This is a genomic window from Pseudidiomarina insulisalsae (assembly GCF_003987065.1).
Taxonomy (GTDB): domain Bacteria; phylum Pseudomonadota; class Gammaproteobacteria; order Enterobacterales; family Alteromonadaceae; genus Pseudidiomarina; species Pseudidiomarina insulisalsae.
Genome location: NZ_PIPY01000001.1, coordinates 267,483 through 289,563, shown reverse-complemented (window position 1 = coordinate 289,563; position 22,081 = coordinate 267,483). Strand labels below are relative to the sequence as shown.

Here is a 22,081-nt window from a genome sequence, read left to right as displayed (position 1 = left end):
ACGAAAAAAGGCGGAGTCTTTACTCCGCCATATAATTTTTCGGTAGCTCGATGCGGGCGGCGCCCGTGGCGACAGCTGCTTCGGCGACGGCTTTGGCGACGCGGGTTTTCAGGCGTGGGTCGAGGGGTTTGGGAATAATATAGTCGACGCCGAATTCGAGTTTGTCGACGCCAGCGGCTTTAAGTACGCCTTCCGGTACCGGCTCTTTGGCGAGCTGGCGGATGGCTTCCACGGCGGCAAGTTTCATTTCATCGTTAATGGCGCGGGCGCGAACGTCCAGGGCGCCGCGGAAAATGAACGGGAAGCACAGCACGTTGTTGACCTGATTCGGGTAATCAGAACGGCCGGTTGCCATAATCAGATCGTCACGCACCTCGTGGGCCAACTCTGGCTTAATTTCCGGATCCGGGTTCGAGCAGGCAAAGATAATCGGCTTGGCGGCCATCAGTTTCAGCGCGTCGGGTGACAGCAGGTCAGGACCTGACACACCCACAAAAACATCGGCTTCGGTGATCACATCTTCTAACGTGCGCTTGTCGGTATTATTAGCAAACAGCGACTTGTACGGGTTTAGATCTTCACGGCGGGTGTGAATAACGCCTTTCGAGTCGAGCATATAAATGTGCTCGCGCTGCGCGCCACATTTGATCAAAAGTTCCATACAGGCGATGGCTGCGGCACCGGCACCTAAACACACGATTTGTGCTTTACGCAGCTCTTTTCCCTGAATTTCCAGTGCATTCAGCAGACCGGCCGCGGTGACAATGGCGGTGCCGTGCTGATCGTCATGGAAAATCGGCACGTCGCAGCGCTCAACCAGCGCTTCTTCAATTTCAAAACACTCCGGTGCCTTGATATCTTCTAAATTCACGCCACCGAAACTGTCGGCGATATTCGCCACGGTATTAATGAAGTCCTGCGTGGTGCGATGGGTCACTTCAATGTCAATGGCATCAAGGCCGGCGAAGCGCTTAAACAGTAAGGCTTTACCTTCCATAACCGGCTTCGATGCCATGGGGCCTAAGTTGCCCAGCCCAAGAATGGCGGTACCGTTGGAGATGACCGCAACCATGTTGCCCTTGGCGGTGTAGCGATACACATCGTCAGGATTCTCGGCAATCGCGCGCACCGGCTCGGCGACACCAGGACTATAGGCCAGAGCCAGATCTTTGCTGGTTTCGGCAGACTTGGTCAGCTCAATGCTGATCTTTCCCGGGGTTGGATAGGCGTGGTAGTCGAGCGCTTGCTTGCGAAAATCAGACATGGATGTACGAACCCTCTTACTGAAACGTGACTGCTAGAGCCAACATTCATTTTGTGAATAAAAGCCATTGTAGAGGTTCAGACACGAATAACAAATCTTACCTGATGCCCAATAGGTGTGGCGAAGTTGCTGACAGGTAAGCAAATTGCAAAGTAGTTTAAAAATACACCGCTGTGGAAGGGGTGCTGACAAAGGGATAAAGCGAATGAGGGAAAGAAAAAAGGCGCCTTTTGGCGCCTTTTTCTGAATTTGGTGTTAAACCATCGTTTTTACGATGATTTCTTACCACCCAACACGCTGAAACGCTTGTTGAATTTGTCGATACGACCACCAGTATCCATAATACGCTGCTTACCAGTGTAGAACGGGTGGCACTCAGAACAAACGTCAAGGTGCAATTCGCCACCTTTAGTTGAGCGGGTAGTGAACGTGTTGCCACATGAGCAAGTTACGTTCATTTCTTCGTACTTAGGATGAATTCCTGATTTCATAAGGGTTACCTCAATTGGGCCGCATCGCCATCCGATCCAGTGCCGGACACCATACGTGGTTAATAACGAATAATTAGGGCGCGGATTCTACCCGAACCCGGGCCAATGATCAAGCTTAGGATCGCGCTTGCGCGCAAGCTCGCATGACCGCACAATAACCCTATGACCAAGGCCTCAGCTTCCCATCACACTGCTGTTACCGACGCCGCCGAACAGGTGGTCAGCGTTGCGGTTCCGGTACCTTTGGCGCGCAGCTTCGATTATAGCTGCGTGCAAGTGCCTGCGCGCGGGGTACGGGTGAAAGTGCCCTTCGGTAACCGTGCGCTGGTGGGTTTTAGCCTGGGAAGCCCGGCAAGTGAAGCAACAGCGGCCTCCGCCGAATACAAGTTAAAGCCTGTCGCTGAAGTGCTTGACGACGCGCCGCTCTTACCTGAGGCGGTATGGCAGTTATTACATTGGGCCGCTGATTATTATCAACACCCGTTAGGAGAGGTGCTGGCCCATGGCCTGCCGGTGCTGCTGCGTCAGGGCGAGCCGGCCAGTTACCAGACCACGCAGGGGTATCGTGTGACCGCAGCCGGCGCCGAACTCGAGCTGAATGAGCTGCGCCGCGCGCCGCAGCAGCAACGTCTGTTAGCAGCGCTGCGCAACCAGCCACTTCTGCGCCGCGACATTACCGCGCAGGAATTCTCTGGGGCGGCATTGAAAGCACTGCAGGATAAAGAGCTTATTGAGAGCTTCCAGCATAGCCCGCAAACTGACTCCGACTGGTCATTCGCAATAGGCAGTGAGCCATTGCAGCTGAACCCCGAACAGGCACTGGCGGTCGCCGCCATTGGTGCGGCGAGCAAGCCGCAGACCTACCTGCTTGAGGGCGTGACCGGGAGTGGCAAAACCGAAGTCTATTTGCAGGCCATGGCTGACGTATTGCGCAAAGGTAAACAGGTGCTGGTACTGGTGCCGGAAATTGGACTGACCCCACAAACCCTAAGGCGCTTCCAGAAGCGCTTTGCCGTACCTATTGTAATGTTGCATTCGGCACTGACGGATCGCGAGCGACTTGATGCCTGGCTGGAAGCCAAAAACGGCGGTGCTGCCATCGTGATCGGCACGCGTTCGGCGATTTTCACGCCTTTTCAGCGCCTGGGCATGATAATTGTTGATGAAGAGCACGACAGCTCGCTCAAACAGCAGGAAGGTTTTCGCTACCATGCCCGAGACCTTGCTGTGGTGCGCGGTCAAAAAGAGCAGGTGCCGGTCATTCTGGGTTCAGCAACACCGTCGCTGGAAAGCATTAATAACGTGGCGCAAAAACGCTATGCCCACCTTGAGCTCACCCAGCGTGCCGGCGGCGCACGACTGGCGCGGCAAACAGTGGTGGATATCAAGCAGCTGCCCCTCAAAGGCGGCTTATCGGTGCCTCTGATCGAGCAGATGCGTAAAGAGCTGGAGCGCGGGCAGCAGGTGCTGGTGTTTTTAAACCGCCGCGGCTATGCCCCGGCACTACTATGCCATGAGTGTGGCTGGCTAGCGCAGTGCCGTCGCTGCGACGCCTACTACACAGTGCATCAGCGCCAACAGATGTTGCAGTGTCATCACTGTGGTGACCAGCAACGCTTGCCGAAACAGTGTTTTGATTGCGGCTCAACGCAGCTTGTTGGCCGCGGCACGGGCACCGAGCAGCTGGAACAAACACTGGCGGAATTATTTCCCGACTATCCGGTGTTGCGCATTGATCGCGACAGCACCCGGCGTAAAGGCAGTCTGGCCAAGCATTTAACCGATGCTGCAGAAAACAAATATCCGATTCTGGTGGGCACGCAGATGATCGCCAAAGGCCACCATTTTCCGCACGTGACGCTGGTGGCGCTACTGGATGTCGACGGCGCGCTGTACAGCTCGGATTTTCGCGCCGCCGAACGTCTGGGACAACTCATTACCCAGGTGGCAGGCCGCGCTGGCCGGGCCAGCGCGCCGGGAACCGTAGTATTGCAGACCCATCATCCGGAACATGATCTGTTGCAGGATCTTATTCACAATGGCTACAGTGCCTTTGCCCGCTCGCTGTTGCGCGAGCGGCAGCTAACCCAGTTGCCGCCGTTTGCCCAATTGGCATTGTTCAGGGCCGAGGCGCATGATCCGCAGCAGGCGCAGGCCGCACTCAACGCCATTGCCGCCTTGCTGCCCGAGCACCCGGAGGTATTTGTGCTGGGTCCGATGCCAGCGGTGATGGAGCGCCGCGCCGGGCGCTATCGTTACCAGTTGTTGGTGCAGTGCCAGCAACGCGGGTTACGCCAGCAATTGTTGCAGCACACCTTGCCCAGACTCAGCAGCTTGGTTGAATTACGCCGCGTCCGCTGGTCGTTGGACGTAGACCCACAGGACTTTAGCTAGTAAAATGCTGCGGTTTTCCCCGAATTGCATATAAATGACAGTAAAAACCAGTTAATGATAAAGGTTGGACGTAAATGAAAGAGCAGTTGGAGCAATTATTGGCGGCCGCGGTGGCCCAGTTACAAGAGCAAGGTACCCTGCCGGCTGACATCAGCCCGCGTATCCAGCTTGACCGCCCGCGCGATAAAAGCCATGGCGACTTTGCCACCAACCTGGCGCTGATGCTGGCCAAACCCGCAGGCACCAACCCCCGTGCGTTAGCCGAAGCACTCATTGCTGCGCTGCCGGAAAATAGCCTGATTGCCGAAGCAAATATTGCCGGCCCCGGCTTCATTAACTTTGTCATTAGTCAGGATCAATTACTCGAGCAGCTAGAAGCTGCCTACCAGGACGCTCAGGTCGGTGTAAGTGCCGTCGATCAACCGCAACGCGTAGTGATTGATTACTCCTCGCCGAATCTGGCCAAAGAAATGCACGTCGGTCACCTGCGCTCAGCCATTATTGGTGACGCGGTCGCACGGGTGTGTGAGTTTCTGGGCCATACGGTCATCCGTCAGAACCACGTAGGTGACTGGGGCACGCAATTTGGCATGCTGCTAGCGCACATGGAAGAGCTGGAAGGTAACGAGCTGGCGATGGAGCTGAGCAACCTGGAAACCTTCTATAAAGCCGCCAAAAACCGTTTCGACGAAAGTCCCGAATTTGCCGACCGTGCGCGCGAGCTGGTAGTTGCCCTGCAATCAGGTGACGAAAAATGCCTGCGCTTATGGCAGCAATTTATTGATGTTTCACTCAGCCACTGTCAGGAAGTATACGACCGTTTGGGCGTGAAGCTGACCCGTGAAGATGTCATGGCCGAGAGTGCCTACAATGACGACCTGCCACAGGTGGTTGAAGATCTGCGTGAACAAGGGTTGTTGGTCGAAGATCAGGGCGCGCAGTGTGTGTTCCTGGAAGAGTTCAAGAATAAAGAAGGCGAAGCCTTGCCCGTTATCGTGCAGAAGTCAGGTGGCGGCTATTTATATGCCACCACGGATCTGGCCGCCGTGCGCTATCGGCAGAACGTACTGAAAGGCGACCACCTGATGTACTTTGTTGATCAGCGGCAGGGCCTGCACTTTCAGCAAATCTTTACGCTGGCGAAAAAAGCTGGTTTTGCCCGTGACGATCTGCAAATGGACCACTACGGTTTTGGTACCGTGATGGGTAAAGATGGGCGTCCTTATAAAAGCCGTGAAGGCGGCGTAACCAAGCTGGCCGATTTGTTAGATCAGGCCGAAGCACGTGCGCTGGCGCTGGTGCAGTCAAAGAACCCGGATCTGAGCATGGAAGAGCAGGCGCAGGTCGCCAAAGTGGTCGGCATCAGCTCAGTGAAGTACGCCGATTTGTCGAAAAACCGCACCAGCGACTACATTTTTGACTGGGACACCATGCTCAGCTTCGAAGGCAACACTGCGCCTTATTTGCTGTATGCCTACACCCGGGTCATGAGCGTATTTAACAAAGCGGGCGTGCAGCCCGACAGCCTGACCGGTGAGTTTGTACTAGAAGACGAGCGTGAACTGGCATTGGCGAACTTGCTGGTACGCTTTAACGAAGTAGTGCACAGCGTCGCCAACAAAGCCATGCCGCACTTTTTATGCGGTTACCTGTTCGACCTGGCTGGCGCCTTCTCAAGTTTTTACGAAGCTTGCCCGATTTTGCAGGCCGAAGATGATATGGTGAAACAAAGTCGCCTGAAACTTGCCGCCTTAACGGCAAAAACTTTACGTCAGGGCTTAGAGCTGCTGGGTATTGAAACGCTGGATAAAATGTAAGCATGGATTACGCCAACCGTAAACGACCGCCACAACGCAAGTCCGCAAAGGGCAAGAACAACCGCAAAGCACCTCAGCGTCAGGTGCCTTGGGGCATTGTGGTATTGGCGATTGTGTTGGTGGTGGCGCTGGTGCTGGGCTTACGTTTTATTGCCGGGGGCAATCCAGACGCCCCGGCGACCACGACCGAGGTGCCAGCCAGCACGCCGCAACCGACGGCGGAGCCGATTCCGGAAAAACCGGAAGAGCGCTGGCAGTACATTGAAGAGCTGGAAAACCTTGAGGTTGAAGTCGATGTGCCGGAGCGTGAGCTGGGTCCACCGAAACTGATGCAATGCGGTTCGTTCCGTAAGCAATCCGATGCCGAGCGTCTGCGCGCAGCTATTGCCATGCAAGGGCTCGAGTCAAAAATCTATCCCTCCAACGGCGGCACCTGGTACCGCGTCGTGTTAGGTCCTTATGAGACCAAACGCGCCGCAGAAGCGGATCGCCATACCCTGCAACGTGCCAATATTCATGGCTGCCAGATCTGGAACTGGAATCTGTAAGCTCGATTCTTTCTGGCGTAGCCATTGAAATTGCCAATTCCGCCCTCATTAAAGTTTGCATAGCAACGAAGAGGACGTAATTGTGACTACGATAGTTTCTGTCCGCCGCGGTGACAAAGTGGTCATCGGCGGCGATGGCCAGGCCACCCTTGGCAACACCGTCATGAAAGGCAACGTGCGTAAAGTGCGCCGGTTGCACAACGACAAAGTCATCGCTGGTTTTGCCGGCGGTACCGCCGACGCTTTCACCCTGTTTGAACGCTTTGAAGGCAAGCTCGAGCAGCACCAGGGCAACCTGGCAAAAGCAGCGGTTGAGCTTGCCAAAGAGTGGCGTACCGACCGTGCGCTGCGCCGCTTAGAAGCATTACTGGCGGTGGCGGACAAGCACACCTCGCTGATTATTTCAGGTAATGGTGACGTCATTCAGCCGGAAAACGATCTGATTGCCATCGGTTCCGGTGGCCCCTACGCGCAAGCAGCCGCGCGGGCGCTGATGGAAAACACCGATCTGAGCGCGCGTGAGATTGTTGAAAAAGCACTGACCATTGCTGGTGAGATCTGCATTTACACCAACACCAGTCAAACCATTGAAGAACAGGAGTCTGTGGCCGATGTCTGATATGACCCCCCGTGAAATTGTTGACGAGCTGAATCGTCATATTATTGGCCAGGACAACGCCAAGAAAGCCGTCGCCGTGGCCCTGCGTAATCGCTGGCGTCGCATGCAGTTAGAAGATGAGCTGCGCCATGAAGTCACGCCGAAAAACATTCTGATGATTGGTCCAACCGGTGTCGGTAAAACCGAAATTGCCCGGCGTCTGGCCAAGCTTGCGAATGCGCCTTTCATTAAAGTGGAAGCGACGAAATTCACCGAAGTTGGCTATGTGGGTAAAGAAATTGAGTCGATCATCCGCGATCTGACCGATACCGCCGTGAAACAAACCCGCGAGCAGATGATGAAAAAAGTACGTTTTCGTGCCGAAGAAGCGGCCGAAGAACGTATTCTGGATGCCTTGCTTCCGCCTGCCAAAGGTTGGGCCGATGAAGACAAGACTGAGCGCGAGCAAAGCAATACGCGCCAGGTGTTCCGTAAGAAACTGCGTGAAGGTCAGTTGGACGACAAAGAAATAGAGATCGATCTGGCAATGCCACAGATGGGCGTCGAAATTATGGCACCGCCGGGCATGGAAGAGATGACCTCGCAGTTACAGAACATGTTCCAGAATCTTGGCAAAGATAAAAGCAAGCCACGTAAGCTGAAAATTAAAGATGCCTTTAAGCACCTGGTCGAAGAAGAAGCGGCCAAGATGCTGAACCCGGAAGAGGTAAAAGAGCAGGCACTGAACTCCGTCGAGCAAAACGGTATTGTGTTCCTTGATGAGGTCGACAAGATTTGTAAGCGCGCTGACACCAGCGGGCCCGACGTGTCACGCGAGGGCGTGCAGCGTGATCTGCTGCCATTGGTGGAAGGTACCACAGTGTCCACCAAGCACGGCATGGTGAAGACCGATCATATTCTGTTCATTGCCTCAGGCGCGTTCCAGATGTCAAAACCATCGGATCTGATCCCTGAGCTACAGGGCCGTTTGCCGATCCGCGTTGAGTTGGATGCCCTGACCAGCGGTGACTTTGTGCGGATTCTGACCGAGCCGAATGCGTCATTGACCACGCAGTATATTGCCCTGATGAAAACTGAAGGCGTCAATGTGGAATTTACCGAAAATGGTATTCAGCGCATTGCCGAAACCGCGTTTCAGGTCAATGAGACTACCGAAAACATCGGGGCGCGGCGTCTGCATACGGTGCTTGAGCGCTTGATGGAAGACGTATCGTTCCGTGCCAGTGACCTGCAGGGTGAGACCATTTGCATCGACGCTGAGTATGTCGATATGCATCTGGGCAAACTCGCGCAGGACGAAGATTTGAGCCGCTTTATTTTATAGCGGCTCGAAGCCCCGACTTTTCTTTTGCGGCGGCTAAATAGGGGCTATACTGTGCCTGAAACAAACCTTCTCAATTCAATGATGTAACAGGCAGGGGAACGGCAATGGAATACAATACTTCGGAGCTTTGCGATCTTTACCCTGACATGGTCGACGTCGTCGAACCCATGTTTGTGCACTACGGTGGACGGGTGTCGTTCGGCGGCCAATTGGTCACGGTGAAATGCTTTGAAGACAAGGGTGTTATCGAAGAGGTGGTGCAACAATCCGGAACTGGCAAAGTTCTGCTGATTGACGGTGGTGGCTCAAGCCGCCGCGCCCTGATCGATATTGCTGTTGCCGAGCTGGCGTTTGACAACGACTGGGAAGGCATCATCTGCTATGGCGCCGTCCGTGATGTCGACGCGCTGGATGAACTGGACATTGGCATTATGGCGCTGGCTTCGATTCCTGTGGGTGCCACAGCTGAGGGCGTCGGTGAAGTTGACGTCGCGGTGAACTTTGGTGGCGTGACCTTCCTGCCTGAAGATCATATTTACGCCGACACCACCGGGGTCATCCTGTCGCCTGAACCACTTGATATTGAATAAGTTATGTACCTGACTGCCTGTGATCCCGCGGCGTGGACCACACCACGCCCCGGCGAAGTTCGTCTTGGCCAGACATTGCACGCACTGCCTGAGTGTGACTCCTTTGATGCCTACCGTCATGCCTTACAAAAAGCGCGCGAACACGGCGCCAAAATTGCCTTGCTCGGAGTGCCGGAAAGCATCGGCCCACGCGGCAATCTTGGCCGGGGTGGTGCGGAAACCGCCTGGCCCGCGGCGCTAAAAGGTTTATGCAATCTGCAGGACACTCGCTTTATTGCCAGTCATGAGCTATTGCTCGTCGGTCAGGTGGAGTGCAGCGATCTGCAGGAACAGGCCGCCGCGCTGCGCACCAGTGATGCAGGACAGGTGCAGGAGCTGCGTAATCTGTGTCAGCAACTTGATCAGCGTGTCATGCAAGCTTTAGTACCACTTTTTTGTGACGGCTACGAAGTCATCTTGATTGGCGGCGGACACAATAATGCCTATCCGCTGCTACGCAGCCTGAGCGAAGCAGTGGATGCCCAGGTAGCGGCCATGAACCTTGATCCCCATGCCGATTTTCGCGCCCGCGAAGGTCGTCATAGCGGTAATGGTTTTAGCTACGCCCATACCGACGGCTTTTTGGCGAATTACCATGTGGTGGGTCTGCATGAAGGCAAAAATAATGCCGAGAGTCTGCGCCAACTGGCCGAGGCTGGTTTTACCTACACCAGTGTGCATGAGCTGTATCGCGGTCATTGGCCGGAGCAGTTGGCAGCGCTGCGCGCGCAGGCCGATGCCTGGCAGCGGCCATTAGGCATTGAGATTGACGTAGACGCCCTGCAAGGGGTACCAGCGAGCGCCATTAACTTTAACGGTTTAAGCATCCGCCACGGGTATACCCTGGTGGCCGAGCTTGCCGCCTTGCCGACCACGCGCTACCTGCACCTGGCTGAAGCCGCGCCGAGTTTGCACCCGGCGGGACGTGAAGCAGGCGACATGGCCTGCGCGCAATTACTAAGTGAGTTAGTGCTTGCTTATCTTGAGGGCGTTCAGCGGCGCTTGCCGTGATGCCAGCAAGCGATAAGGCGGTCGGTGCCAAACTGATAAGTCAGGTCGGCCGCTGAAGTGCAGTCCCACAGACATAAATCGGCACGCTGGCCGGCAACCACCTGACCACGATCATAAAGTCCTAAAGCTTTCGCCGCATGCACGGTCACACCGCGCAGGCATTCTTCGGGTGTCATGCGGAAGAAGGTCGCGCCCATCTGCAACATCAGCTGCAGACTCAAAATAGGCGAGGTGCCAGGGTTGGCATCGGTGGCCAAGGCGATGGGCACCTGATGTTCACGCAATAACGCCAACGGCGGCTGCTTGGTTTCCCGCAGAAAGTAAAAAGCTCCCGGTAATAACACCGCTACCGTACCGCTTGCCGCCATGGCTTTGACGCCCTCTTCATCCAGATGTTCCAGGTGATCACAGGAAAGCGCCTGATAACGCGCGGCAAGCGCGCTGCCATGCTGATTGCTCAGTTGTTCGGCGTGAAGCTTCACCGGTAGCTGCAACTGCTGCGCGGCTTTAAATACCCGCTCGGTTTGTGCTGGCGAGAAGCCCACGTTTTCACAAAAGGCATCGACCGCGTCGACCAGGTCTTCGCCAGCCAGCGTTGGCAAGATAGTGTCAATAATATGGTCAATGTAAGCGTCGGGCGCGTCTTTGTACTCCGGTGGCAGCGCATGGGCCGCCAGCAAGGTCGTCTGTACGCTCACGTCATGCGCGGCGGCAAGCCGTCTGGCTGCTTGCAGTTGTTTGCGCTCATCGGCAAGCGACAGACCATAGCCTGATTTAATTTCAACGGTAGTCACGCCCTCGCGCATCAGTGCCTGCAAACGCGGCGTGCTGACCGCAACCAGCTCATCTTCGCTGGCGGCGCGGGTGGCCCGGACCGTGGCGGCAATGCCACCGCCGCTGGCGGCGATATCGGCGTAGCTGACACCGTGCAGCCGCCGGGCAAACTCGTCGGCACGTGTCCCTGCCCAGACCAGATGCGTATGACAGTCAATCAGCCCCGGCGTTAACAACTTTCCGCCCGCATCAATTACGGCGCAGCCGGTAGCGGCTGCCGGTGCATCGACAGCCGCTCCAACGTAGCTAATTATGCCTTGGTCGATCACCACCACCGCATCTTCCAGCAAACCATAACCGTCGCCCTGCGTGGTCGCGACCCGGACGTTTTCAATACGTTGTTGTGCCTGAGTCATACAACTTTCTCTCCCTTAATACTTGTATATACAAATAGAGTTGCCTACACTCTAGCATAATTTCACCACCTTCACCTATGGGTAGACTGGAATATGGCTAAATTTTCCGCAATCAAACAGCACGTTTACGGCAAAATCGCCTCAGGCGAGTGGCCCGAAAACCATCCGGTGAGCTCTGAGAATGCATTAGCGCTGCAGTTTAAGGTCAGTCGCATGACCGCCCGGCGCGCGTTACAGGAGCTGGCTGATGAGGGCATCGTCATTCGTACCAAAGGGTCCGGCACCTTCGTTGCGCCGATTAAGTCACAGACCTCATTCATGGCCATTCGCAATATCGCCGATGAAATCCGCGCGCGCCAGCACGATTATCACTCTAAGGTACATGTGCTACGCCGCGAGGCGGCGTCTGATCTGGTGGCCGAGATGCTCAATCTGCAACCCGGCGACACGGTATTTCACTCGGTGATCAGTCATTTTGAGAACGGTTTACCGGTGCAGGTGGAAGAGCGTTACGTGAATCCGGCATTAGCGCCGGATTACCTCAAGCAGGATTATCTGCATACCACGCCGCACGAGCATTTGTGCGAGGCGCAACCGCTGACCGAAGCCAGCCATGAAATTGAAGCGGTGACGCCTTCAAATCAGCTATGCCAGTGGCTGCAGTTAAGTAAACCCGAGCCTTGTTTACGTATTCACCGGCGCACCTGGAGCGCACAGGGCGTGGTCACCTATGCGGTGCTCACGCATCCAGGTTCACGTTTTAGTTTAGGCGGACACTTACAGTTTTAAGTCATCTTCTATGACGTTTATAAGAAAAGGACAACACACATGAGCTTTACCCGACTCGATACCAGTCGTACGATTCGTGCCCCTCGTGGCAGTGAACTCACCACCTGTAACTGGCAGGTGGAAGCTGCTAAACGCATGTTAATGAATAATCTGGACGCTGAAGTGGCCGAGCATCCGCACGCGCTCGTGGTGTATGGTGGCATTGGCCGCGCCGCGCGCAGCTGGGAAAGCTTCGACAAAATTGTCGAAGTACTGGAACGCCTGCAGCCCACCGAAACCCTGTTAATTCAGTCGGGTAAGCCGGTTGGTGTGTTCCCGACGCATGAAGATGCGCCGCGGGTACTGATTGCTAACTCCAACCTAGTGCCGGAGTGGGCCAACTGGGAGCACTTCAACGAGCTCGATAAAAAAGGCCTGATGATGTACGGCCAGATGACTGCAGGCTCGTGGATTTATATTGGTTCGCAGGGCATCGTGCAGGGCACCTACGAAACTTTCGTGGCGGTGGCCAAGCAGCATTTTGACGGCGAAACCAAAGGGCGCTGGATTCTGACCGGTGGCTTGGGCGGTATGGGCGGCGCGCAACCTTTAGCCGCAACCATGGCCGGATACAGCATGCTGGCAGTAGAAGTCGATGAGTCGCGCATCGATTTTCGTTTGCGTACCCGCTATCTTGATCACAAAGCCACCTCACTTGATGAGGCATTGGAACTGTTAAAGAATGCTGAGCAGAAAGGCCGTGCGATTTCCGTAGGTTTATTGGCCAATGCCGCAGACGTCTACGCTGAATTAGTAGAGCGTAACATTACGCCCGATGTTGTGACCGACCAGACCTCTGCGCATGATCCGTTACATGGCTATCTGCCGCAGGGCTGGACGCTCGACGACTATCAGGCCAAACAAGAAAGTGACCCGCAAGGCACGGTCATGGCCGCAAAAAACTCGATGGCAGTGCAGGTCAAAGCGATGCTGACTTTGCAGGAGCGTGGTGCGGCAACTCTGGATTACGGTAATAACATTCGCCAGATGGCCAAAGACGTGGGCGTTGAGAATGCTTTTGACTTCCCGGGTTTTGTCCCTGCTTATATTCGTCCGCTGTTCTGTGAGGGCATTGGCCCCTTCCGTTGGGTGGCGCTGTCGGGGGATCCGGAAGACATTTATAAAACCGACGCGAAAGTAAAAGAGCTGATCCCGGAGGATCCGCATTTGCATAACTGGCTCGATATGGCGCGTGAGCGTATCAGCTTCCAGGGCTTGCCGGCACGGATCTGCTGGATTGGTCTGAAAGATCGGGCGCGCATTGCCAAAGCATTTAACGAGATGGTGCAAAGCGGCGAGCTGAAAGCACCGGTTGTGATTGGTCGTGACCACCTGGATTCAGGCTCGGTTGCCAGCCCGAACCGCGAAACAGAAAGCATGCTCGACGGCTCCGACGCTGTCTCTGACTGGCCGTTACTGAACGCTCTGCTGAACACTGCTGGCGGCGCCACCTGGGTGAGCTTGCATCACGGTGGTGGCGTAGGCATGGGCTACTCACAACATGCCGGTGTGGTGATTGTCGCGGATGGTACCGACGCCGCGCGCGAGCGTATCGGGCGAGTCCTGTGGAACGACCCGGGCACTGGTGTGATGCGCCATGCCGATGCAGGTTACGATATCGCTGTAAACTGCGCTAAAGAACAAGGCCTTGATTTACCGATGGTGGAGGACAAGTAATGGCAGTATTTACCTTAGAACCAGGCCACCTGACGCTGAATCACTTGCGACAGTGGTGGCAGGCGCCGCAGCAAATGGGCCTGCATGAAGATGCAAAAGCCGCCATTACGCGCTCGTCAGAAACCATCCGCAAAGTGCTCGATGCGGGTAAAGTGGTCTACGGCATTAATACCGGTTTCGGCCTGCTGGCGAATACCCGTATTCCACCGGAAAAGCTGGAAGATCTGCAGCGTCGCATCGTACTCTCGCATGCCGCTGGTACCGGCGAGCTCATGGATGATACCGTGGTGCGGTTAATGTTGTTGCTTAAAATTAACTCACTGAGCCGTGGCTTCTCTGGCATCCGTCAGGAAGTGATTGATGCGTTGATTCAGTTGCTGAACGAAGAAATGTACCCCTGTGTACCGAGCAAAGGCTCGGTCGGTGCCTCAGGTGACCTGGCACCATTGGCACATTTGGTGCTGCCACTGATTGGAGAAGGCCGGCTGCGCTACCGCGGCGAAATCTTCGCGGCAAAAGAGGGCTTAGCGAAAATCGGCATGCAGCCAATGACGCTGGCACCGAAAGAAGGGCTGGCGCTGTTGAACGGCACCCAGGCGTCAACCGCGTTGGCGCTGCATGGGTTGTTTCAGGTCGAGCGGGTATTCCATAGCGCGCTGGTAGCGGGCGCCATGTCGGTCGAAGCGGCAATGGGTTCACGGGCACCGTTTGATGCGCGTATCCACGCGGTACGTGGTCAGTTAGGTCAGATTGCCGTGGCCGAAAGTTTCCGTCAGTTGCTGACCGATACTTCGGAAATTGCCGCCGAGCATGAACACTGCGACAAGGTGCAAGACCCTTATTCACTGCGCTGTCAGCCTCAGGTAATGGGTGCGATTTACGATCAGTTGCGTCATGCCAGCAGTATTCTTTCGCGTGAAGCCAATGGCGTGACCGACAACCCGCTGGTATTTCACGATAACGGCGACATTATCTCTGGCGGTAACTTCCATGCTGAACCGGTCGCCCTTGCAGCCGACACCATTGCCATCGCTGCAAGTGAAATTGGTGCCTTGTCAGAACGTCGCAGTGCTTTACTGATCGATCATCACCTGAGTAACTTACCGCCATTTCTGGTTAACAATGGTGGTGTGAACTCTGGCTTTATGCTGGCCCAGGTGACGGCCGCCGCGCTGGCCTCTGAGAACAAGACTTTGGCGCATCCGGCTTCAATAGACAGTCTGCCGACCTCTGCGAATCAGGAAGACCATGTTTCCATGGCCACGTTTGCTGCGCGACGGCTCACTGATATTGCACAGAATATCCGCGATATCGTTGCAATTGAGCTGCTTGAAGCTGCACAGGGCGTGGATTTCCGGCGCCCGCTGCGTGGTTCGCCGCTGGTGGAGCAGGCCCACGGTTTAGTGCGCGAGAAGGTAAATTACTATGACCAGGATCGTTATTTCGCGCCGGACATTGAAGCCGCGGCAGAGCTTATTTATAGCGGGCGGCTGGGTGAGCTGATTAGTAAGGGAGCCTTGTTCGAGGACGCTTAAGCGTCCTCATCTTCCTCATCTTTGAGTGCCTGACAGTCGACACATAAGGCGACATCAGGCTTCGCGGCAAGGCGGGCGGCGGAGATTTCGTCGCCACATTCCACACAGTAGCCGTATTCACCGCTACGCATGCGCTGTAGCGCAGCGCTGGCGGACAGCGCGGCAGAGGTTTCCGGTTGTTCAGTAATAATGGCTTCTAATTTGCTGCGGATGCGTAACAACTGCTGGGCGGATAAAGATTCACTCATGTTCACGTCCTTCTTCGTTCTATCGTTTGGCGAGTACAACAAACTGCCCGGTGAACTCGGCGACAGGTTTTTCGCCGTCGAATACTTGTGATTTAAGATTCACACGCGCGTTTTGTCCACTTTGTAAGCCGGAAAGGTCACCGTTCATGTCAATGAGCCTTGCCACCGCACGGGGTTCGCGGGTAATAGGCTTGTGGTAATGAATGTTACCGTCGGCCAGTACCACCGAGCCCTGCAGCTGTCGTTCGCGCAATTGTAAGTGCAATAGCCCCCAGCACGTCAAGGTAGCGAGCGAATAAATACTGCCGGCGAACATGGTGCCGTGCACGTTAATATTACGCGCTAACTGGGCATGGGTTTCAAATTCACGACCCGTGTACTGACTGATACGAATGCCCATGGTTTCTGAGATCGGTATCTCGTCGTGCCAGGTAGATTCAAGCTGCTGACACCAGTCAGGACGATAAATAATACGGTTTTGCTCGGTCAGCGTTTTACGTAACTGATGCTCAGCGCTGGGGTTACGAACGGTATCGGCTTCTTCCACCAGCAGGTAACCGCACTTCAGATAGAAACCAAGGGTGTTGTCGCGCGAGTTAATGACAATGTGACTGGCGCCTTCCTCGCGCGCTACTTGCTCAAGCGCATGCACAATCGCCACGCCATGGCCTTCACCGCGATGCTCCGGCGCTGAGGCCATAAAACGGATCTGGCCTTCGTCCGGACTGTTAAAATGCAGACGGCCGACTGCCACGGCTTGCCCGGCCTCGTTGACCACCATGCGATGATAGCCGACCCGGTCGTATTCATCCTGTTCTGATCCGCGCGGCCGCTGAAACGGTTCGCGCAGCACCCGGTAACGTAAATCAAAATAGGTTTGCCAATGTGCGTCATTGCTGGGGCTGATCACCTTATACATAACTTAGTTTTTCTCCGTATCGAGTAAAAAGGTGACCGGACCGTCATTGGTCAGGCTAACCTGCATGTCCGCGCCAAACTCACCGGTCGCGACGCGAATGCCAAGCTGTTCAAGCGCAGCAACGAAATGCCGGTATAGGGGCTCGGCCTGCGCCGGTGGCGCGGCGCTGGAAAAACTCGGACGGCGGCCGCTGTTGGTATCGGCCGCCAGGGTAAATTGCGAAACCACCAAAGCGCCGCCATCAATATCAGTTAAACTCAGATTCATTTTATCGTCGGCGTCACTGAACAACCGATAGCCAGCCACTCTTTTGGCCAGCTTGGTGGCAATCTCCTGATTGTCATCGGGTGTGATGCCCAACAGGATAAGCAGACCCTGCTCTATGCTACCGACCACCTTGTCATCAATTTCAACCTGCGCTTTCGTCACTCTCTGCAGTAGTGCTTTCATCATCTTCCTCAAAAAACTCTTCAATACTGGCGGTTAGCTCCGCGCCAATCAGGACAATAGTCCAGGACAAATAAATCCAGAGTAACAGGATGGGGATGGCAGCTAAAGCACCATAAATGGCTTTGTAGGAGGCAAAGTTGGTGACATAGATCGCAAATCCGGTTTTGCTGAGTTCAAATAAGATGGCAGCGAGTAATGCGCCCCAAATCGCATGACGAATTTTTACTACCCGATTGGGTAACATTACGTACATAAGTAAAAAGGCAATCATTGTGGTAAAGACCGGCACCACTGCCAGTAGCACCTTGCGTAGACCTGACACATAGCTTTCAGCAAAAGCAGTGAGCGACACCAGATAGGAACTCACGGCCATACCGGAACCAATTAAAATCGGACCTAAGGTAAGAATCATCCAGTACACTGCAAAGGCGACCGGTAAGCGCCGCGGGTGAGTGTTGCGCCAGATGCGGTTCATCGTGGTGTCGATGGTTGAGAGCAGGTTGACCGCGACGACAATTACGAAAATGGCACCAATAGCCGTCATTTGCGAGACATTGCTGATAAATTCATTTAAATACTGCTTAATTTCTTCACCTGAAGCGGGTAGCAGATTAGCAAATAAAAAAGCTTCGACCTCTTGCCGAAACACGTCGAACATCGGAAACGCGGAAAAAATAGAGAAGATCACCACCAATAAGGGGACCAGTGCCAGCATACTGACAAAGGTCAGATGCCCGGCAATAATGGTCACCCGATCATTAAAACAACGGCGCACGTAATACAGCAAAAATTGCCACGCGCACTGCATACGTTGTTGCCAAACCGAAGATTGTTTGTCGTTTTCCTGGCTCATTGTTGCCTCTGAAATCAATGCTTTGAGACTCACTATAATCCCAAACCGCTTCGTTTGCGTAAAGCTAGTAAAGAATTTACCACTTGCCTATAAGCGTAGCGGAGGTATTCATGACGGACAAAAAATCCGATAAACCGACGGGTCATTTACTGATAGTCGGTGCCGGCGGAGGTCTTGGCCAGGCGCTGGTCAAACATTATCTGGAGGCCGGCTGGCAGGTCACTGCATATAGCCGACAGAGCGCACCGCTGAAGAGTGAGCAGCTGGACTGGCAACAAATTGATGACTATGCGGCCCTTCGCGAGGTGTTACCCGACACCGATGCGGTTGACGGCGTGATTAGTACCATTGGCATGTTGCACAACGACGACTTTATGCCAGAAAAACATCTGGGTGCGGTCAACGCGACGCAATTAGAGCACTCCTTTAAAATTAACGCGATATTACCCATGCTGGTATTGCAGCAAGTATTGGATAAACTTCCGAAAAAGTCGTCGGCGTTCTTTGTTCAGCTCAGTGCCAAAGTCGGCAGTATCACCGACAACTATCTCGGTGGCTGGTACAGCTACCGGGCCAGTAAAGCAGCCTTGAATATGCTGCTGAAAACCGCATCCATTGAATTGGGGCGTAGTCATAAGAAACTGGTGATTGCGGCCATTCATCCGGGCACGACGGATACGCAGTTATCAGAACCCTTTCAGGAGCGCGTGGCGGACGACAAGCTTTACAGTCCTATGCAGTCCGCTGAACGTATCGCCGAGGTCATCGCAAATTTGACTACGGAGCACTCAGGCAAGCTGTTACACTGGGACGGAAGCGAGCTGCCCTATTAGGAGGAACCGCGATGCGATGGTTAGCAATCGTGGCGACCGTAATGCTATTAAGCGGTTGTCAGAGCGCCTATTACGGCGCGATGGAAAAAGTAGGAATTCACAAGCGCGATATCTTGGTTGACCGTGTCGATGAAGCACGGGACGCACAGGCCGATGCGCAGGAAGAATTTAAGTCAGCGTTGGAGCGGCTGGACGAGATGCTGCAAATTGAAGGTGGCGAACTCGAAGCCGAGTACAAAGCGCTGAATGATGATTATGAGGCCAGCAAAGCCGCTGCCGAGCGCGTGAATGACCGTATTGCGGCGATTGATCAAGTCGCTCAGGATCTCTTTGACGAATGGCGCAATGAGCTTGACGAGTACAGCAACGACAGTCTTCGTCGCCAAAGTGAGCGCTCACTGCGTGAAACCGAACGGCGCTACGCTGCGCTGTTGCAAAGCATGGAGCGCGCGGCCGCAACCATGGAGCCGGTACTTGAGAAGTTGCAAGATAACGTGTTGTACTTAAAACATAATTTAAACGCAGCTGCGGTGGATGCGATCCGGGGAGAGTACCGCAGCTTACAAGCAGATGTGGCGGAGTTGGTTCGTGAAATGGAAGCCGCCATTGCTGAATCTGATGCCTTTATCCAAGCTATGCAGGAGGGTCCTGAATGAGTTTATTAATTATTGCCGGTAGCAGCCGTCGCGCGTCGTTCAACCGTCGCTTGCAAGAGCGCATTGCTGAAGTCGCCGAGCTCAACGGTTTGCAATGTTACGCCTATCCGCCAAGCGAACTCGATGCCCCGCTCTATCAGGGCGACTACGAAGATGAGTATGGCGTGCCGAGCAATATCCAAAAACTGGCCACGGCTATCTCAGAAGCAAGTAAAGTCGTGGTGGTGACGCCCGAGTACAATTCGTCGATTCCGCCGCTCCTCAAGAACGCCATCGACTGGAGTTCGCGGCTGGAGAATAATCCCTGGACCGGCAAAAGCGTATTAATGGCGGGTGCGTCACCGGGGCAGTTCGGCGCAGCGCGGTCAATGACTGACCTGCGCAGCGTGCTCGCCAACGTGGGTGCCTGGGTGGCACCGAATGTTGTCAGTGTAGCTAAAGCAGATCATGCTAAAATAGCTGAAGTAGATGCTGATTTTATCGCGAAGTTTCTGAAACAAGGAGATTGATCGCCCGTGGACTGGCAACAGCTGCTTATTATTGAGCCCTACTCCTGGGCCGCCATCGGTACCGCCTTGCTCTGTGGTTCGTTGGTCGGACTGGAACGGCAGATGCGTGGGAAACCAGTGGGTATTCGCACCTCATCTCTGATCACCCTGGGTACCTACTTATTCATTGTCGGTGCCAGTTCGGTGATGACCGATGCGACCGACCCCTCACGCATTATTGGCCAGGTGATTACCGGTATTGGCTTCTTAGGCGCGGGCGTAATGCTGGCGCGCGATGGGGTGGTCGTTGGGGTGACCTCAGCAGCCACCATCTGGGTGCTGGCCTCAGTGGGTGTTGCCATTGGTCTTGGCTATCTCGATGTCGCTATCAAGCTGGCGGTGGTCGTGGTCGGTGTACTCTTTGGTGTCGACTTGCTGGAAGACTATTTTCAGTCGCTCACCCGTGGGGTGCACAAAAAATATACCGGCTGGAAAACCAGCTTTCGCCGGGACAAGCAGGGTTAACCCTGCTTGTTCACCTGTAAGCCCTGCAAATACGTATCAATGGTTGTACGCGCGGTGGTGCTCAAATCGAAATAATCGGTATCGAGCAGCCAGTTATAAAAGAGCCCGTCAATCAGCGCAAACATGCCCAATACCGCACGCCGGGCATCAGTGGTCGCGGCCACTGAACCTTGCTGTTGCGCCATTTCAATAAGCTTCACACACTCATCAATGCATTCGTTACGACCGCTTAAGTGACGCATATGAATCGGCAGGGTGTCTTCGACATACTCACACTTGTGACACAGAATATTCACCAGTGAGCGCATATGCGGGTCGTGCTCGACCTGGTGTACCACGTGCAGGCAACGCTCACGCAGCTGACGCAACGGCTCATCAGGTAACTGCGCCTGTAACTGATCGCGCATTTTATCGACCGGCAGGCTGACGCGCTCCATGAGCGCGTAAATCAGATCGAGCTTATTTTCAAAATGATGGTAGATAGCGCCACGGGTCACCCCGGCGGCTTCGGCAACCTGCATCATAGACGTATTCGATACCCCGCGCTCACTGAACAAGCGCTCGGCGGCATCCAGTAACGCATTTCGGGTCGTAAGGGCATCAGCTTTCGTGCGTCGAACCACGTTTCACCTCAAGTTAGACAAGTGGGTCAGATTATACCCTAAATTAATCAAACATTCATGTATGTATGTAATTGAATCTGCTGCCTGGTGATCCTCCTCCGCGACGAATACGAATCAATAGTAGGGTTGCATTTGGCAGGAAAAGCCCCCATTTTGAAGGTATACTGAAAAAAGAAAATCAAGGAGCTCGACCATGAAAAATGAAATAGATCAACGACTGGTACTCGATGCTTATGAGAAAATCCACGAGCATGGTAAAGCTGAGCAAGGAAAACACACCCTTGAGGGGATTACCGCGTATACCGATCATGACGGCTACACCGTTTTTCTGGAAGGCCACAATGTGACCATGAGGCTGGAATTTCATAATAAATACCATCTGGATTATGAAACCAGTCGTGATTATGATCTGTTTATGCGCAAACTTGAGCAAATAAGCCGCGATTATCACAAACCCGGCCGGCAAGATCCGGAAGAGCCGCATCACTAACGGAGAGGTCGTTTGAAGAAGATGAAAGCCTACAGCGTAGCTGAAGAAGTTGCCCATGCCATCACGCACGGCATTGGCGCGATTGCCAGTATTGTAGGCTTGGTGGTGATGCTGCTGTGGACGGCCGCCTATGGTGACAACTGGCATGTGGTCAGCGTGAGCATTTATGGCGCCAGTTTAATCCTGTTGTATCTGGCCTCGACGCTATACCACGCATTCCCATGGCCGCGTATCAAGCGCTTTTTTCAGCATGTTGACCATGCCGCTATTTATTTGCTGATTGCCGGCACTTATACGCCGTTTGCGTTGATTAATCTACGCGGCCCGTGGGGCTGGAGCTTGCTCGCCATTGTCTGGAGTATCGCCCTGGTTGGCGTCATTCTGGAACTCGCCGTCGAGAAACGAAAAAAGTGGTTATCCCTTTCGCTATACCTTGGTCTGGGCTGGATGGCGGTTGTGGCGATTAAACCCATGCTGGCCTTGGTCGATACAGGTGGCCTGTTATTATTACTTGCCGGCGGCCTTGCCTATAGTCTCGGTGTTATCTTTTACGTGTGGAAATCGCTCAAATACCATCATGCGATCTGGCATATGTTTGTATTAGCCGGCAGCGTTTTACATTTCTTCTCGATCTTTTATTTCGTGTTGCCGCATCCTGACGTGGTGTAA

General features: G+C 54.3%; 24 protein-coding genes. 16 read left to right on the top strand and 8 right to left on the bottom strand.

What is annotated here, in order from left to right:
• Positions 1–19: 19 nt before the first annotated feature.
• Positions 20–1,264, bottom strand: coding sequence for a malic enzyme-like NAD(P)-binding protein (locus tag CWI71_RS01250; RefSeq protein WP_126753428.1), 1,245 nt, complete (start codon positions 1,262–1,264; stop codon positions 20–22).
• 269 nt (positions 1,265–1,533) lie between these two features.
• On the bottom strand, positions 1,534–1,755 hold the full coding sequence (gene rpmE / locus CWI71_RS01245) for a 50S ribosomal protein L31 (RefSeq protein WP_126753427.1): 222 nt from the start codon (positions 1,753–1,755) through the stop codon (positions 1,534–1,536).
• Positions 1,756–1,917: 162 nt separating this feature from the next.
• Between rpmE and priA the strand changes: the two genes are divergently transcribed.
• The 7 genes from priA (at position 1,918) to CWI71_RS01210 (ending at position 10,097) form a co-directional block, all read left to right on the top strand.
• The gene (gene priA / locus CWI71_RS01240; RefSeq protein ID WP_126753426.1) at positions 1,918–4,149 is read left to right on the top strand and encodes a primosomal protein N'; all 2,232 of its coding nucleotides are present in this window, start codon (positions 1,918–1,920) and stop codon (positions 4,147–4,149) included.
• A gap of 74 nt (positions 4,150–4,223) precedes the next feature.
• Positions 4,224–5,966 carry an arginine--tRNA ligase gene (gene argS, locus CWI71_RS01235; RefSeq protein WP_126753424.1) on the top strand — a complete coding sequence of 581 codons (1,743 nt, stop codon included), beginning with the start codon at positions 4,224–4,226 and terminating at the stop codon, positions 5,964–5,966.
• A gap of 2 nt (positions 5,967–5,968) precedes the next feature.
• A complete protein-coding gene (locus CWI71_RS01230) occupies positions 5,969–6,514 on the top strand; it encodes an SPOR domain-containing protein (protein ID WP_126753423.1) in 546 nt (181 codons plus the stop codon).
• A gap of 82 nt (positions 6,515–6,596) precedes the next feature.
• Complete coding sequence (gene hslV, locus CWI71_RS01225; protein ID WP_126753422.1) at positions 6,597–7,133, top strand: ATP-dependent protease subunit HslV; 537 nt, start codon at positions 6,597–6,599, stop codon at positions 7,131–7,133.
• Positions 7,126–8,457 (top strand): HslU--HslV peptidase ATPase subunit, encoded by a 1,332-nt coding sequence (gene hslU, locus CWI71_RS01220; RefSeq protein ID WP_126753421.1) that lies wholly within the window; start codon positions 7,126–7,128, stop codon positions 8,455–8,457. Before hslV ends, hslU begins: the two co-directional genes overlap by 8 nt.
• A gap of 104 nt (positions 8,458–8,561) precedes the next feature.
• Positions 8,562–9,047, top strand: coding sequence for a ribonuclease E activity regulator RraA (gene rraA, locus CWI71_RS01215; protein WP_126753420.1), 486 nt, complete (start codon positions 8,562–8,564; stop codon positions 9,045–9,047).
• Positions 9,048–9,050: 3 nt separating this feature from the next.
• The gene (locus tag CWI71_RS01210) at positions 9,051–10,097 is read left to right on the top strand and encodes a formimidoylglutamase (protein WP_126753419.1); all 1,047 of its coding nucleotides are present in this window, start codon (positions 9,051–9,053) and stop codon (positions 10,095–10,097) included.
• Here CWI71_RS01210 and hutI read toward each other — a convergent pair.
• Positions 10,079–11,287 (bottom strand): imidazolonepropionase, encoded by a 1,209-nt coding sequence (hutI, locus tag CWI71_RS01205; protein WP_126753418.1) that lies wholly within the window; start codon positions 11,285–11,287, stop codon positions 10,079–10,081. The two genes, CWI71_RS01210 and hutI, sit on opposite strands and share 19 nt — an antisense overlap.
• A gap of 93 nt (positions 11,288–11,380) precedes the next feature.
• On the opposite strand from hutI, the gene hutC reads away from it, so the two are divergent.
• The 3 genes from hutC to hutH are packed head-to-tail and all read left to right on the top strand — an operon-like array spanning position 11,381 to position 15,327.
• On the top strand, positions 11,381–12,076 hold the full coding sequence (hutC, locus tag CWI71_RS01200) for a histidine utilization repressor (RefSeq protein ID WP_126753417.1): 696 nt from the start codon (positions 11,381–11,383) through the stop codon (positions 12,074–12,076).
• Between the two features lie 39 nt (positions 12,077–12,115).
• Positions 12,116–13,792, top strand: coding sequence for a urocanate hydratase (hutU, locus tag CWI71_RS01195; RefSeq protein ID WP_126753416.1), 1,677 nt, complete (start codon positions 12,116–12,118; stop codon positions 13,790–13,792).
• The gene (gene hutH / locus CWI71_RS01190; protein ID WP_126753415.1) at positions 13,792–15,327 is read left to right on the top strand and encodes a histidine ammonia-lyase; all 1,536 of its coding nucleotides are present in this window, start codon (positions 13,792–13,794) and stop codon (positions 15,325–15,327) included. Before hutU ends, hutH begins: the two co-directional genes overlap by 1 nt.
• On the opposite strand, the gene CWI71_RS01185 is transcribed toward hutH, so the two are convergent.
• From CWI71_RS01185 to CWI71_RS01170, 4 genes are read right to left on the bottom strand one after another with little or no spacing between them, the layout of a single operon-like run.
• A complete protein-coding gene (locus tag CWI71_RS01185) occupies positions 15,324–15,575 on the bottom strand; it encodes a TraR/DksA family transcriptional regulator (RefSeq protein ID WP_126753414.1) in 252 nt (83 codons plus the stop codon). The two genes, hutH and CWI71_RS01185, sit on opposite strands and share 4 nt — an antisense overlap.
• A gap of 19 nt (positions 15,576–15,594) precedes the next feature.
• Positions 15,595–16,494 carry a bifunctional GNAT family N-acetyltransferase/hotdog fold thioesterase gene (locus CWI71_RS01180; protein WP_126753413.1) on the bottom strand — a complete coding sequence of 300 codons (900 nt, stop codon included), beginning with the start codon at positions 16,492–16,494 and terminating at the stop codon, positions 15,595–15,597.
• Between the two features lie 3 nt (positions 16,495–16,497).
• On the bottom strand, positions 16,498–16,944 hold the full coding sequence (gene dtd, locus CWI71_RS01175) for a D-aminoacyl-tRNA deacylase (RefSeq protein ID WP_126753412.1): 447 nt from the start codon (positions 16,942–16,944) through the stop codon (positions 16,498–16,500).
• Positions 16,904–17,797, bottom strand: a complete 894-nt coding sequence (locus CWI71_RS01170; protein WP_126753411.1) for a virulence factor BrkB family protein — start codon at positions 17,795–17,797, stop codon at positions 16,904–16,906. The genes dtd and CWI71_RS01170 overlap by 41 nt, the downstream gene beginning before the upstream one ends.
• A 110-nt stretch (positions 17,798–17,907) precedes the next feature.
• On the opposite strand from CWI71_RS01170, the gene CWI71_RS01165 reads away from it, so the two are divergent.
• The 4 genes from CWI71_RS01165 to CWI71_RS01150 are packed head-to-tail and all read left to right on the top strand — an operon-like array spanning position 17,908 to position 20,299.
• On the top strand, positions 17,908–18,630 hold the full coding sequence (locus CWI71_RS01165; protein ID WP_126753410.1) for an SDR family NAD(P)-dependent oxidoreductase: 723 nt from the start codon (positions 17,908–17,910) through the stop codon (positions 18,628–18,630).
• A gap of 11 nt (positions 18,631–18,641) precedes the next feature.
• A complete protein-coding gene (locus tag CWI71_RS01160) occupies positions 18,642–19,286 on the top strand; it encodes a DUF2959 domain-containing protein (protein ID WP_126753409.1) in 645 nt (214 codons plus the stop codon).
• Positions 19,283–19,795, top strand: a complete 513-nt coding sequence (locus CWI71_RS01155; protein WP_126753408.1) for an NADPH-dependent FMN reductase — start codon at positions 19,283–19,285, stop codon at positions 19,793–19,795. The genes CWI71_RS01160 and CWI71_RS01155 overlap by 4 nt, the downstream gene beginning before the upstream one ends.
• A gap of 6 nt (positions 19,796–19,801) precedes the next feature.
• On the top strand, positions 19,802–20,299 hold the full coding sequence (locus tag CWI71_RS01150) for an MgtC/SapB family protein (RefSeq protein WP_126753407.1): 498 nt from the start codon (positions 19,802–19,804) through the stop codon (positions 20,297–20,299).
• Here the strand turns inward: CWI71_RS01150 and CWI71_RS01145 are convergent.
• Positions 20,296–20,922 (bottom strand): TetR family transcriptional regulator, encoded by a 627-nt coding sequence (locus tag CWI71_RS01145; RefSeq protein WP_126753406.1) that lies wholly within the window; start codon positions 20,920–20,922, stop codon positions 20,296–20,298. The two genes, CWI71_RS01150 and CWI71_RS01145, sit on opposite strands and share 4 nt — an antisense overlap.
• A 193-nt stretch (positions 20,923–21,115) precedes the next feature.
• Here CWI71_RS01145 and CWI71_RS01140 point away from each other — a divergent pair, with 193 nt between their 5' ends.
• Positions 21,116–21,412, top strand: coding sequence for a DUF3081 family protein (locus tag CWI71_RS01140; RefSeq protein WP_126753405.1), 297 nt, complete (start codon positions 21,116–21,118; stop codon positions 21,410–21,412).
• 21 nt (positions 21,413–21,433) lie between these two features.
• Entirely contained in the window at positions 21,434–22,081 is a 648-nt protein-coding gene (trhA, locus tag CWI71_RS01135) for a PAQR family membrane homeostasis protein TrhA (RefSeq protein WP_126753510.1), read from the top strand.